This window comes from Pseudomonas sivasensis, from assembly GCF_013778505.1.
GTDB classification, from domain to species: domain Bacteria; phylum Pseudomonadota; class Gammaproteobacteria; order Pseudomonadales; family Pseudomonadaceae; genus Aquipseudomonas; species Aquipseudomonas sivasensis.
In genome coordinates, this window is record NZ_JAAOWU010000009.1 from 1 (window position 1) to 12,626 (window position 12,626).

10 protein-coding genes and 1 pseudogene are annotated in these 12,626 nt (G+C 61.9%); 3 read left to right on the forward strand and 8 right to left on the reverse strand.

What is annotated here, in order from left to right; translation table 11 throughout:
- Nucleotides 1-182: 182 nt before the first annotated feature.
- Nucleotides 183-371: pseudogene (locus tag G9Q84_RS16120) on the forward strand (MFS transporter); the annotation flags it as partial.
- A gap of 141 nt (nucleotides 372-512) precedes the next feature.
- Here the strand turns inward: G9Q84_RS16120 and G9Q84_RS16125 are convergent.
- The 4 genes from G9Q84_RS16125 to G9Q84_RS16140 form a co-directional block, all read right to left on the reverse strand.
- Nucleotides 513-2,696 carry a xanthine dehydrogenase family protein molybdopterin-binding subunit gene (locus G9Q84_RS16125; protein ID WP_095186236.1) on the reverse strand — a complete coding sequence of 728 codons (2,184 nt, stop codon included), beginning with the start codon at nucleotides 2,694-2,696 and terminating at the stop codon, nucleotides 513-515.
- Nucleotides 2,693-3,682: an FAD binding domain-containing protein gene (locus G9Q84_RS16130; protein ID WP_032884656.1), complete on the reverse strand. Its 990-nt coding sequence runs from the start codon at nucleotides 3,680-3,682 to the stop codon at nucleotides 2,693-2,695. Before G9Q84_RS16130 ends, G9Q84_RS16125 begins: the two co-directional genes overlap by 4 nt.
- Complete coding sequence (locus G9Q84_RS16135) at nucleotides 3,679-4,185, reverse strand: (2Fe-2S)-binding protein (RefSeq protein ID WP_095186235.1); 507 nt, start codon at nucleotides 4,183-4,185, stop codon at nucleotides 3,679-3,681. The genes G9Q84_RS16130 and G9Q84_RS16135 overlap by 4 nt, the downstream gene beginning before the upstream one ends.
- Before the next feature lie 96 nt (nucleotides 4,186-4,281).
- Nucleotides 4,282-4,728 (reverse strand): DUF4879 domain-containing protein, encoded by a 447-nt coding sequence (locus G9Q84_RS16140; protein WP_181643758.1) that lies wholly within the window; start codon nucleotides 4,726-4,728, stop codon nucleotides 4,282-4,284.
- A 188-nt stretch (nucleotides 4,729-4,916) separates the two neighbouring features.
- On the opposite strand from G9Q84_RS16140, the gene G9Q84_RS16145 reads away from it, so the two are divergent.
- Together G9Q84_RS16145 and trmA are read left to right on the forward strand one after the other, a co-directional pair.
- Nucleotides 4,917-6,212 (forward strand): NCS2 family permease, encoded by a 1,296-nt coding sequence (locus tag G9Q84_RS16145; protein WP_032884654.1) that lies wholly within the window; start codon nucleotides 4,917-4,919, stop codon nucleotides 6,210-6,212.
- Nucleotides 6,209-7,288, forward strand: a complete 1,080-nt coding sequence (gene trmA, locus G9Q84_RS16150) for a tRNA (uridine(54)-C5)-methyltransferase TrmA (RefSeq protein ID WP_181643713.1) — start codon at nucleotides 6,209-6,211, stop codon at nucleotides 7,286-7,288. The genes G9Q84_RS16145 and trmA overlap by 4 nt, the downstream gene beginning before the upstream one ends.
- A gap of 143 nt (nucleotides 7,289-7,431) precedes the next feature.
- Here the strand turns inward: trmA and G9Q84_RS16155 are convergent, their stop codons facing one another.
- From G9Q84_RS16155 to G9Q84_RS16170, 4 genes are all read right to left on the reverse strand, one after another.
- Nucleotides 7,432-8,748 (reverse strand): TolC family outer membrane protein, encoded by a 1,317-nt coding sequence (locus G9Q84_RS16155; RefSeq protein ID WP_032884652.1) that lies wholly within the window; start codon nucleotides 8,746-8,748, stop codon nucleotides 7,432-7,434.
- Nucleotides 8,745-10,070 (reverse strand): HlyD family type I secretion periplasmic adaptor subunit, encoded by a 1,326-nt coding sequence (locus G9Q84_RS16160; protein ID WP_420875421.1) that lies wholly within the window; start codon nucleotides 10,068-10,070, stop codon nucleotides 8,745-8,747. The genes G9Q84_RS16155 and G9Q84_RS16160 overlap by 4 nt, the downstream gene beginning before the upstream one ends.
- A complete protein-coding gene (locus tag G9Q84_RS16165) occupies nucleotides 10,067-11,803 on the reverse strand; it encodes a type I secretion system permease/ATPase (protein ID WP_122755985.1) in 1,737 nt (578 codons plus the stop codon). Before G9Q84_RS16165 ends, G9Q84_RS16160 begins: the two co-directional genes overlap by 4 nt.
- A gap of 176 nt (nucleotides 11,804-11,979) precedes the next feature.
- Entirely contained in the window at nucleotides 11,980-12,603 is a 624-nt protein-coding gene (locus G9Q84_RS16170; protein ID WP_122755986.1) for a heme acquisition protein HasA, read from the reverse strand.
- Between the last annotated feature and the right edge of the window lie 23 nt (nucleotides 12,604-12,626).

Genomic DNA, 12,626 nt, shown 5'->3' on the forward strand with positions numbered 1-12,626 from the left:
TTCAATGTGGCAATAAGGTCAATGTGGGAGGGGGCTTGCTCCCGATAGCGGTGGATCAGCCAACTTATGCTTGGACTGAAACTCCGCCATCGGGAGCAAGCCCCCTCCCACGTTTGGATCTTCAATGCTTACTGGACCGCGTCAGAGCACCTTATCCAGGGTGATCGGAAACTCCCGCACCCGCTTGCCGGTGGTTAGGCGAGTTCGAGTCCGGTATCACTGCGCACTGGTTCGGCACCGTGCCCGCCGTGGTCATGGGCGGAATCGGTACGCTGGTGGTAACCGGAGTGTGGATAAAACTGTTCCCGACACTGGCGAATCGGGATCGTATGCATGTGCCGGTGGAGGAAAGCATTAAGCCCGCTGCGTGATTCAATGTGGCAATAAGGTCAATGTGGGAGGGGGCTTGCTCCCGATAGCGGTGGATCAGCCAACTTATGCTTGGACTGAAACTCCGCCATCGGGAGCAAGCCCCCTCCCACGTTTGGATCTTCAATGTTTGCTGGACCGCGTCAGAGCACCTTATCCAGGGTGATCGGAAACTCCCGCACCCGCTTGCCGGTGGCATGGTAAATCGCGTTGGCTACCGCCGCCGCTACCCCGACAATGCCGATCTCGCCAACACCCTTGGAACCCAGTGCATTGACGATCTCGTCGTGCTCTTCGACAAATACCACGTCAATCTCGCCGATATCGGCATTCACCGGGATGTGGTACTCGGCCAGGCTGTGGTTCATGTAGCGCCCCAGTTGATGGTCGATCTGGGTTTCTTCGTGCAATGCCATGCCGATTCCCCACACCACCCCGCCGAGAATCTGGCTGCGGGCCATCTTCGGATTGACCACGCGCCCTGCCGCAATCGCGCTGACCACACGCCGCACTTTGATTGTTCCCAGGTCTTCGTCCACCTGGACCTCGACGAACACCGCCGAGTGGGTGGCGGTGGCGTAACCCTCGCGTTTTTTGTCCGGCTCGCTGTCGACCTGCACTTCCAATGCGTCTTCGCCACTGTCCTTGACCAACTGCGCCAGCGACACACTCACGTCACCGGTGTGCAGTTGGCCGTCTTCAAAGCGAACGGACTCGGCGTCCTTGAACACCGGGTAAGTCTGGCGGGCAATGCTCAGCAGTTTGGCCGTCAACGCTTCGCAGGCTTGCTGCACGGCAGTGCCCACTGAAGACACGGTAAACGATCCACCCTGCAACGGCGCGGTGGGTAAAGACGAGTCACCGAGTAGAAAATTGACATCGTCGACAGCCACGCCACTGGCCTGGGCCGCGATCTGGGTCATCACCGTGTACGTACCGGTGCCGATGTCGGTGGTGGCGCTACTGACCGTCAATTTGCCCAGCGAATCGATACGCGCCTTGGCGCTGGCCTTCATTTGCATGGCCTCCCACACCCCGCCGGCCATGCCCCAACCGATCAACTGGCGGCCGTCGCGCATGCTGCGCGGCTCCGGGTTGCGCTGCTTCCAGCCGAAACGCTCGGCGCCTTCGCGGTAACACTCGCGCAGGGCTTTGCTCGACCAGGGTTTATCTTCGTTCTGGTTGCGTTCGGCGTAGTTGATCAGCCGCAGTTGCACCGGGTCCATGCCCAGGGCGCAGGCCAGTTCATCCATGGCGCATTCCAGGCCAATCACGCCCAACGCGGCGCCTGGCGCGCGCATGTCCAGGGGCGTGAAGACATCCAGCGGCACCAACTTATAAGTAAGCTGCACGTTGTCGCAGTGATAGAGCATGCCGCTCCATTCCACCACGTGTTCACTGAAGTCCTCGAAGCGCGAGGTCTGGCCAATCGCGGTATGCCCCAGCGCCAGCAAACGGCCGTTGGCGGCGGCGCCCATCTGCAAACGCTGCAGGGTGCGCGGGCGGTAGCCAAAGGTGAACATCTGCTGGCGCGTCAGGGTGACCCGCACCGAACGCTTGAGCGCCAGAGACGCCATCACCGCCAACGGCAATTGGTACTGCGGGCGCAGACCAGAGCCGAAGGCGCCTCCGACGAACGCAGCAAAGATGCGCACCTGACTTTTATCCAGGCCGAAGACTTTTTGCACATAGGCCTGGCAGTTCTGCGGGCCCTGAGTCTTGTCGTGGATGTGCAGGGTGCCATCCGGCTGATACAGCACGGTGCTGGCGTGGGGTTCCATGGGGTTGTGGTGTTCGATGGGCGTGCTGTAGTGCAGATCGAGGCTGATGGCCGCGCCGGACCATTCAGCCTGGAAGTTACCGCGCGGCTTGGGCGGGGTTTGCGGCGAGGGATAGGCCAGTTCCTGCTGGGCGAGCAGATCGGTCTCGAAGTCCTCGCACTCATAGTCGATATGCACCAGCGAGCCGGCGTGTCGCGCCAACTCCAGGTTATCGGCGATGACCAATGCCAGGGGCTGGCCGCTGTAGAGCACGCGGTCGTTGTACAGCGGGCGAAACGGCGAGCCATCCGCCGCATCGTCATCGGCGAAGGCGTCGTCATAGCTGGCGATTTTCGGGCGGTTGAGATGATGGATAACATCCACCACACCCGGCAGCGCTAACGCTTTGGACGCGTCGATGTTGATAACACGGCCTTTGGCGATGGTGCTGGACACCACGCTGCCATGAAGCAGGCCAGCCTCAGGAAACTCACCGGCGTACCGCGCCTGGCCTGTGACCTTGAGCAGACCGTCGACACGGTTCAAGGGTTTACCGATAGCGGTCATGGCTGTTCTCCTGCAACGGCGGCATCGCTCAGCGCGCGGATAATTGCGCGGCGCGCGAGCTTGATCTTGAAGCCGTTATGTTCCAGCGGCTCGGCGTCTTGCAGCAGCACGTCGGCGGCGTTGCTGAAGGTTTCGCGGCTGACGGTCTGACCGATCAGCGCGGCTTCTACCGCGCGGTCACGCCAAGGTTTGTGGGCCACGCCGCCGAGGGCCAGGCGAGCGTCAACAATAGTGTCGCCGTCCAGTTCAAGGGCGGCGGCGACTGAGACCAAGGCAAACGCGTAAGACGCGCGATCGCGAATCTTCAAATAGTGGCTGTGACGTGCCAGATGGTCGGCGGGCAATTCAATTGCAGTGATCAGCTCATCGTCAGCCAGCAGGTTGTCGCGCTGCGGCGTATCGCCAGGAAGACGATGGAAGTCGGCGAACTCGATGACCCGTGCGCCGCCACGTCCCTCCACATGCACCCGCGCCTCCAACGCAGCCAAGGCGACGCACATGTCCGACGGATGAGTGGCCACGCACTGCGCGCTGGCGCCAAGAATCGCATGGATACGGTTCAACCCGCTGCGGGCCGGGCAACCACTGCCGGGTTCGCGTTTATTGCACGGCACCGTGGCGTCGTAGAAGTAGTAGCAACGGGTGCGCTGCAGCAAGTTACCGCCGGTACTGGCCATGTTGCGCAGTTGCGGCGAAGCACCTGCGAGGATGGCTTGGGACAGCAGCGGGTAACGCTCTTCAATCAACGGGTGCCAGGCCAGGTCGGCGTTGCTCACCAGCGCGCCGATCCGCAGGCCGCCATCGGCGGTTTCTTCAATACCATGCAGTGGCAGGCCGGTGATATCGATCAGGTGTTCGGGACGGCTGATGTTTTCTTTCATCAGGTCCAACAGGTTCGTACCACCGGCAATAAAACGCGATGCGCCGCTGGTCAGGTGCACGGCCTCCTGTACGTCGACAGGTTTGCTGTAGTGGAAGGGATTCATTGCTCACCTCCCAGGCCGTCTTTGATGGCATCGCGGATATTGGTATAGGCACCGCAGCGGCACAGGTTGCCGCTCATCAATTCCTGGATTTGTGCAGTGTCGTGGGCACGGCCTTCATTGGCCAGGCCGACGGCGGAGCAAATCTGCCCGGGGGTGCAGTAGCCGCACTGGAATGCATCATGTTTGATGAAGGCTTGCTGCATGGGGTGCAACTGATCGCCGCTGGCCAAGCCTTCGATGGTGGTCAGCTCGGCGCCATCGCACATCACGGCCAGGGTCAGGCAGGCGTTTATGCGCTTGCCATCGCGCAGGACGGTGCAGGCACCACATTGGCCGTGGTCGCAGCCTTTTTTACTGCCGACCAGGTCGAGTTGTTCCCGTAGCAAGTCCAACAACGTGGTCCAGGGCAATACGTCCAACTGACGATCCTGGCCATTGAGGGTCAAGCGTATGGAGTGGGCGACGAACGGTTGGGCCGCCGCGCCATTGGGGGTCGCGCTCATAAACACCTCACGGGTTGGTGTACATCCGCGGCGTTCAGGAAAGTCGCCGTCTCAGGGGTACGACTTCCCGGGGTTTTGAGCGTTCAAGATGATTGATCAGCGGATATTGAGCAGGATCTTCAAGGTGTTTCGCGGGGGATTGATCGATGAGTTGCTGTATTCGAACCAGCCTTGGGCTTCCACATTCAGGTCAAACACATAGATGTAGCCCATCAAGGTGCCCCCGCCAGCGCAGGCCTGGCTGACGTTGCCGACCTGGCACACCGGCGTGCGCTGGCCGTTGAGCTGCGCGCCGTTGAAGAGGCCGACCGGGTTGTTACCCAGGCCCACTTCCATCACCGACACCTTGGTCGGCCCTCGGTGCGTGCACATCTGCGTGGTGCTGGTGCGCTCTGGAATGGTTTCGGTGCACTTGGCCGATTCGACCTTGAACACGCGCACTTCGCTCAAGGCCGGTGCAGTCGCGCCCCAGACCGGTGCCGCACCCAGCCACAGGCCGAGACAAGGGATCAGGGCTAGACTCCACGCGTTGGCTTTTTTCATGCTGTCGATGACCCGGTATTGAACGTCGGCGCAGTATGCCTCAAGGCCATGCGCCATACAGCCTCGGCTGCTGGTATGATGCGCCGCTTTTTCCGATCCTCTCTGAAACCACAGGCGTTTGGCGCAGTTTGTGCTTTGACTTAGAGGTCAACAAATCACGACGCAAGATAGCGTCACAGGGAGCAGGCATGCTGGAAAAGCTGTTTCAACTCAAGGCACACAACACGAACGTGCGCACCGAGATTCTCGCGGGCATCACGACATTCCTGGCCATGGCCTACATCCTGTTCGTGAACCCGAGCATCCTCGGCGAAACCGGCATGGATAAGGGCGCGGTATTTGTCGCGACCTGCCTGGCAGCGGCCATCGGCTCGACCGTGATGGGCCTGATCGCCAACTACCCGATCGCACTCGCGCCGGGCATGGGCCTCAACGCCTTCTTTACCTATACCGTGGTCCTGCACATGGGCCACACCTGGCAAGTGGCGCTGGGTGCGGTGTTTATTTCGGCGGTGCTGTTCTTCCTGCTGTCGATCTTCCGCATCCGTGAGTGGATCATCAACGCCATCCCGCTTCCTCTGCGTTCGGCGATTGCCGCCGGTATCGGCCTGTTCCTGGCGTTGATCGCCCTGCACAACGCCGGAATCGTGGTGAGCAACCCGGCCACCATGGTAGGCCTGGGCGACCTGACAAAAGCGGCCCCGATCCTCGCCACCCTCGGTTTTGTGCTGATCGTCGCACTGGAAGCCCTGGCCGTGCGTGGCGCGGTGCTGATCGGCATTCTTGCGGTCACTATCGCGTCCATCGTCCTGGGCGTGACCCCGTTTGGCGGCGTGACCTCGATGCCCCCTTCGCTGGCCCCGACCTTCCTGCAGCTGGATATCAAAGGCGCACTGGACATCGGCCTGGTCAGCGTGATCTTCGCGTTCCTGTTCGTTGACCTGTTCGACAACTCCGGCACCCTGATCGGCGTCGCCAAGCGCGCCGGCCTGATGAGCAAGGACGGCCACATGCCGAAAATGGGCCGCGCCCTGATCGCCGACAGCACCGCCGCCATGGCCGGTTCGCTGCTGGGCACGTCGACCACCACCAGCTACATCGAATCCGCCGCGGGCGTGAGCGCCGGTGGCCGAACCGGTTTGACCGCCATCGTGGTGGCGATCCTGTTCCTGTTGGCGCTGTTCTTCTCGCCACTGGCCGCCAGCGTACCGGCGTTTGCCACGGCGCCGGCACTGCTGTTCGTGGCGGTGCTGATGACCCAGGGCCTGGCAGAAATCGACTGGGATGACATTACTGTTGCAGCCCCGGTGGTGGTCACCGCCCTGGCGATGCCCTTCACATACTCCATTGCCAACGGCATCGCCTTCGGTTTCATCGCCTGGACCGCCATCAAGCTGCTTTCGGGCCGCTACCGTGAGCTGAACCCAGCGTTGGTGATTCTGTCGATTCTGTTCGTGATCAAGCTGGGCTGGTTCAACGCATGACTTTTGACGCCGCAGGCTACACCGTTCAACTGCAGGACAAGGTCACGCGCTTGCGTGACCTGCTGGCGCCGTTCGACGCGCCCGAGCCACAGGTATTCGACTCACCGCTGCAGAACTTCCGCCTGCGGGCGGAGTTCCGCCTGTGGCGCGAAGGCGGAGATCGCCACTACGCCATGTTCTCCCAGGACGACAAGCGCACGCCGATCCTGATCGAAGAATTCCCGATTGCCAGCCAACGCATCAATCAGTTGATGCCCCAACTCAAGGCCGCCTGGCAAGCCAGCGCCGCCCTGAGCCACAAGCTGTTCCAGGTGGAGTTCCTCACCACCCTGGCCGGCGATGCGATGATTACCCTGTGTTATCACCGCCCGCTGGACGAGCATTGGCACACGGCGGCGAACAAGCTGGCAGCTGATTTGAATGTCAGCATCATCGGCCGCTCCAAGGGCAAGCGCGATGTGATCGGCCACGACTACGTGGTGGAAAAACTCGATGTGGGCGGGCGCACCTTCAGCTACCGCCAACCCGAAGGCGCGTTCACCCAGCCCAACGGCACGGTGAACCAGAAGATGCTCAACTGGGCATACGAAGCCTTGGGCGATCGCCCGGATGACTTGCTGGAGCTGTACTGCGGCAACGGCAACTTCACCCTGCCGCTCGCCACCCGCGTACGCAAAGTGCTGGCCACCGAAATCAGCAAGACCTCGGTGAGTGCGGCCCTGAGCAACCTCGATGAAAACGCGGTGGATAACGTCACGCTGGTGCGACTATCTGCCGAAGAACTCACCCAAGCGCTGAATGAAGTGCGCCCGTTCCGTCGCCTGCAGGGCATCGATCTGAAGAGCTACGAATTCGGCAGCGTCTTCGTCGACCCGCCCCGCGCCGGCATGGACCCGGACACTTGCGAATTGACCCGTCGCTTCGACAACATTCTGTACATCTCCTGCAACCCGGAGACGTTGGCGGCGAACATTGCGCAGTTGCATGACACGCACCGCATTACGCAATGCGCGATGTTTGACCAGTTCCCGTGGACGCACCATATGGAATCCGGGGTGTTGCTGACTCGTCGGTAATTCCAAGGCTGGTAGCAGTTCAACATGTGGGAGGGGGCTTGCTCCCGATGGCGGTGGGTCAGTTGAAGGTTTGCTGATTGACGCACTGCTATCGGGGGCAAGCCCCCTCCCACATTGGCTTGGTGTATTGGCAAATAGCGTTGTCAGGCCGACGGTTGGAAATACCCCGCCAACGCCCGCAAGTCCTGCTCGCTGAGCAGTCCCGCGTAATACTTCAACTGAATCCTGGCCAGCAAATACGCATGTCGAGCGTTCGCCAGGTCGCGGCGGGCGGTGAACAGTTGCTGTTCGGCGTCGAGCACGTCGAGGTTAACGCGCTCGCCTCCGCTGACGCTTTTCTTCGTCGCGGTGACCAGTGCCGTGGCGGAGCTGACGGCCATTTCATAAGCCCGCACTTTTGCCGCGCCGCTGGTATTGAGGTTGAACTGCTTGCGCAACTCCACCAGCGTGGCCGAGGTTTGCGCGTCCAGTTCGTACTGGGCCTGGCTCAATTGATTGCCCGCCTGACGAGTAGAAGCCGACACCGAACCGCCGGCAAACAATGGCAAGCTGACCTGAATGCCGACGCTGTTGGTGTCGTACTGCTGGTTGTAGCTGCTTTCCGAATCGGAACGGGTCTGGCGGCTGCTGGCGTACAGGCTGACCTTGGGCATGTGCCCGGCGCGTTTGCGCTCCACTTCGTAGGACGCCACGTCCAACGCGTGATGCTGGGATTTAAGCTCCGGATTGTTGGCCATGGCCATTTCCCGCCAGGTCTCGAAACGGTTCGGCTCCAGGGGCGGGATATCGAATTGACGGGTCAGCGGCGCCAGTTCTTCGATCTGCAGCGGTTGGCCGACGATGGCTTCCAACTCTCGCAGCGCGCTGTCCTGGGCATCCAGGGATTCGATTTCTTCAGCCTGGGCCAGGCTTAGGCGCGCTTGGGTTTCCAGCACATCGGTACGTGTCCCCTCGCCACCTTTGAGCAGGCGATCGTTGAGTTGCAGGCGTTCGGCAAATGCGCGTTTCTGCGCGCGGCTCAACTCGATGCGTTCCTGGGCCAGCAACGCCTGGCTGTAAGCGCTGAGTACCCGCACCGCAAGTTCCTGGCTTTTGCCGCGAAAGCGCTCATCGGCCATCAGCGCCTGGGCCGTGCCTTGGCGAAACCGCGCGTAGGCTTCGTAGTCCAGCAGTGGTTGCTGCAAGGTCAGGGTCGAGGCATAGCTGCGGTAGTCGCGGTCGCTGGTGACATCTCCTGCGGTCACCTGCGACTCGTTGCGCGAATTGTTGTAGCTCCACGACAGATTCGGCAGCAACGCCGCCCGACCTATCACGCGATTCTCTTCACCGGCCTCACGCGCCTGGATGGCGGCCTGAAAAGTCGGGTCATTGCGCAGCGCCAGGTCGTACGCATCCAACAACCCCAGGGCTTGCGCAGCCGGTGTAAAGCTCACGCACAAGGTAAACAGCAGCGCCTTCATTCTTCCACCAAGGCCATATGGGTGCGGTCCAGCAAAGGTTTGAACAGGTAGTTGAGCATCGACCGCTCACCGGTCTTTATGAACGTTTCCACCGGCATGCCGGGGCGGATCTGTGCGCCGGCGAGTTGCTGCATACCCGCCGTGCTGACTTGGGCACGCAACGTGTAATAAGGCTCATCGGTGCGTTCATCGACCTGGCGGTCGGCGGATACCAATGTCACCTCACCCGCCACCCGCGGCGTGGTGGCCTGGTTGAAGGCCGAGAACAGCAGTTCCACCGATAAACCGGGGTGCACTTTGTCGACCATCTGCACCGGCACCCGCGCTTCCACCAACAGCGGCTCGCCCTGGGGCACGATGTCCATCAGCGCCTGACCGGGCTTGATCACGCCGCCTTCGGTGTACACGTCCAACCCCACCACCACGCCGGACGCCGGGGCGCGGACCAGGCTGTTGGCCAGTTCGAACTCGGCCGACGCCAGGCGATTACGCAGGTCGTCGCTGCGGGTGCGGGTTTCCGCCAACTGGCTGCGCAGGTCTTTCTGGAAGTCTTCGCCGAGCTGGCGGATACGCAGGCGCAGCTCCAAAACCTGACGCTGCAACTGGCCGATGCGGCCATAGTCCTCGGCGATGGTGCCGTCGATCTGCGAGTAAAGGCGCTCGCTGTCGAGCAGGCGATTGCGCGGGATATAACCGTCCCGCGCCAGTTCGCGCAGGCCTTGCAGTTGCTCATTGAGCGCCGCCCGTTGCTGCAGTTTGCTTGCTTGGGAATCCCGCGTGCCACGCAACTGCGCTTCGGCCCCGGCGATGGTTTCGCGCAGGCCTTGTTGCTCGGTGGCCAGCGACTGGGCGCGGCTGTTGAACAGTTGCCGTTGCAGATTCAGGGTGTTGGTCGCCTGCGGCTCATTCAGCAGTTCAGGGCCGAAGGTGATCGCAGGCAACCCTTCGCTTTCGGCATTCAACCGCGCCTCGGTGGCCAAGGACGCCAGGTACTGGCTGCGCAGCGACTGCATCTGCCCGCGCAACGGGGTTTCTTTCAAGCGCAGCAACACTTGGCCGGCGTTGACCACCTCACCGTCGCGCACTTCGATACGCTCGACGATGCCGCCGGTAGGGTGCTGAACGGTTTTTCGATGGCCCGAAACCATCACCTTGCCCGACACCGCGACGCCCTTGTCCAGGGGGGCCAGCGCAGCCCAGCCGATAAACCCGACAAATCCGCTGAGCACCAGCAGCCAGCCCAGGCGTGAATATTTTTTGTCATCCAGCGCCAGCACGTTATGGGACGCGTCGCTGACCAGCATCGGTTTGCTCATGCTCATGCCTGCTTTCCTTCGCCGAGGCGGTAACTCATGCTCATGGTCGACACCGGTTTGCTGACTGCCGGTTTCTGCCGCGCCTCCAACACCCGCGCCGTTGGACCGAAGGCCTGCAACTGGCCGTCCTTGAGGATCAGCAATTGGTCAGTGAGGCTCAGCACATTGGCTTTGTGGGTAATCAGGATCACGGTGCGACGCTGCTGCTTGAGCTGGGCGATGGCCTGGAGCAGGGCCTGCTCGCCCACTTCATCGAGGTTGGCGTTGGGTTCATCCAGCACGATCAGCACGGGCAAACCGTACAGCGCACGCGCCAGGGCCACCCGTTGTTTCTGGCCGCCGGACAGGCCTGCGCCGCCCTCCCCCAACTGCGTGTCATAGCCTTGGGGCAGTTGCAGGATCAGGTCGTGTACGCCGGCCATCTGCGCGGCGGCGAGGACCTTGTCTGCATCCAGCTCGGTAAACCTCGCGATGTTGTCGGCGATGCTGCCGGCAAACAGTTGGATGTCTTGGGGCAGATAGCCGATGTGCGGGCCGAGTTGCTGCTTGTCCCATTGGGTCAGATCAGCGCCGTCCAGGCGCACCTTGCCGGCCAGTGGAGCCCAGGCGCCCACCAGCACCCGCGCCAGGGTTGACTTGCCGCAGCCTGACGGCCCGATCACCCCCAGCACGTCACCCGCAGGCAGGTTGAAGCCCAGATTAGCCAACGCCGGCCGACGGCTGCCGGGGGCGCAGGCGCTGAGTTGCTCGACGCTCAATTGCCCCTTGGGCGCCGGCAGGCTCATGCGCGCCGGGCGCGCGGGGTTGTCCGCCAACATCTTCGATAGCCGATCAAAGGCCAGGCGCGCCGAGCCCCATTGCTTCCACACGCCGATCAGTTGGTCGATGGGGGTGAGCACCCGGCCCATCAGAATGGAACCGGCAATCATCATCCCCGGCGTGATGTCGCCCTGCACCGCCAGCAACGCGCCCAGGCCCAGCACCAGCGACTGCAACGCCAGGCGCACGCCCTTGGACCAGGCACTGACAGCGGCGGTCTTTTCACTCGCTAGGTTCTGCTGCGCGAGAAATGCCTGGTGCTGGTTGAACCAACGCCCGCGCAACGTGGCAAGCATGCCCATGGCTTCGATGGTGTCGGCATTGCGCAGGTTGGCGGTGGCTTGCTGGCTCGCGCTGATAGACAGTTGGCTGGCCTGGGCCATCGGCGCCTGGCTCACATGATGGTTGATCCACGCCAGCGCGATCAAAATCACCGCGCCGCCCAACGCCAGGATTCCGAGCCAGGGATGGAAGAGGAAGATCACCAGTAGGTACACCGGAAACCACGGCGCATCAAAGAACGCGAACAACGCCTGTCCGGTAGCGAACTGGCGCAGCGTCGTCAGGTCATTCAGTGCCTGCCCCGCCGCCTGGGTGCCGCCCTTGAGTTGTGCCTCGAACGCGGCGTCGTACACCCGCTGGTTCAGGCGCATGTCCATCTGCGTGCCGAGGCGGATCACCACTTGGCTGCGCACCCACTCCAATGCGCCCATCAGGCCGAACAGGCCGAGGATCATCAGCGTCAGCATCAACAGGGTCATCTGATTGCCCGAAGCCAGCACTCGGTCGTACACCTGCAACATGTAAAGTGCCGGGGCCAGCATCAGCAGGTTGATCACCGCCGAGAACAGGCCGATGTTGAAGAAGCCACTTTTATAGGCCGTGAGGGCGGCCAGGGTTTCGTTGCCAGCGTGGCGCATCTGGAGGTTCTCGTGGGGTTAAGCGTGCAACGTCGCCGCGTTGACAGGCGATACGACGCTGCGCAGAATTTGGCACCGCCGTCGCCGGAAGAGTTAGAAGGCTTGGGCGACGGCGGTGTGTCATGCGGCGAATGGGAGAGCGATCTTCCATTCGCTTTTTTCATGCAGCAAAGGCGTTAGGCGGCGAGTGCCCAGTCCTGTGCCACGTCTTGCACACCCACCAGCGCAACGTCGGTGGTGGCCGAGGATGCGGCATGGCTGGCGACAGCGGCGCTGATCTCGTCGAAGGTGCTGTTGAGGTCTTCGCCGATTGCGCCCAGCAGGTCAGCGAGAACGGTTTCCAACGCGGACGTGTTGCCCTGCATCAGGCCGTAGATCACGCTCTGGACCTCGTTACCGACGCGACCGGCATCCGACGGTGCGCTCAGGTCGAGGCCGTTGAAGGCGACCTTGAAGTCGGTCAGGCTGAAGTCGCTGCCGCTGCCGCCGCCCAGGCCGGTGCCCAGTTGAACGTTATCCAGCTCACCCCACAGGAAGTGGTTTTGGTTGCTGCTCGCTGGCAGCAGTGGATTGAATACATAGTGCAGGCCATTGCTGGTGTCGCTGTCGGCAATGAAGGCGTAGTCGGAGCTGTTGGCGCCGTGGGTAGCGTACTGGTCACCGGCGAGTGAGCCGTTGCTGAAGCCACCGGTGTTGCTGTTGCCGTGACCGGCTGTGTTGAAGCCCAGGGCCCAAGCGCTCAGGTATTCCGAGACGGTTACATCACTCAGGATCGAATCGTAGCTAACAGAAATAGTCATCACTAAACCTCGTTAAACAACGC

What these genes read in the sequence shown, in the direction of transcription:
- G9Q84_RS16155 (WP_032884652.1), bottom strand. Translation starts at nt 8,748, where the DNA reads ATGAAGGCGCTGCTGTTTACCTTGTGCGTGAGCTTTACACCGGCTGCG.
- G9Q84_RS16160 (WP_420875421.1), bottom strand. Translation starts at nt 10,070, where the DNA reads ATGAGCATGAGCAAACCGATGCTGGTCAGCGACGCGTCCCATAACGTG.
- trmA (WP_181643713.1), top strand. Translation starts at nt 6,209, where the DNA reads ATGACTTTTGACGCCGCAGGCTACACCGTTCAACTGCAGGACAAGGTC.
- G9Q84_RS16140 (WP_181643758.1), bottom strand. Translation starts at nt 4,728, where the DNA reads ATGAAAAAAGCCAACGCGTGGAGTCTAGCCCTGATCCCTTGTCTCGGC.
- G9Q84_RS16130 (WP_032884656.1), bottom strand. Translation starts at nt 3,682, where the DNA reads ATGAATCCCTTCCACTACAGCAAACCTGTCGACGTACAGGAGGCCGTG.
- G9Q84_RS16125 (WP_095186236.1), bottom strand. Translation starts at nt 2,696, where the DNA reads ATGACCGCTATCGGTAAACCCTTGAACCGTGTCGACGGTCTGCTCAAG.
- G9Q84_RS16170 (WP_122755986.1), bottom strand. Translation starts at nt 12,603, where the DNA reads ATGACTATTTCTGTTAGCTACGATTCGATCCTGAGTGATGTAACCGTC.
- G9Q84_RS16145 (WP_032884654.1), top strand. Translation starts at nt 4,917, where the DNA reads ATGCTGGAAAAGCTGTTTCAACTCAAGGCACACAACACGAACGTGCGC.
- G9Q84_RS16135 (WP_095186235.1), bottom strand. Translation starts at nt 4,185, where the DNA reads ATGAGCGCGACCCCCAATGGCGCGGCGGCCCAACCGTTCGTCGCCCAC.
- G9Q84_RS16165 (WP_122755985.1), bottom strand. Translation starts at nt 11,803, where the DNA reads ATGCGCCACGCTGGCAACGAAACCCTGGCCGCCCTCACGGCCTATAAA.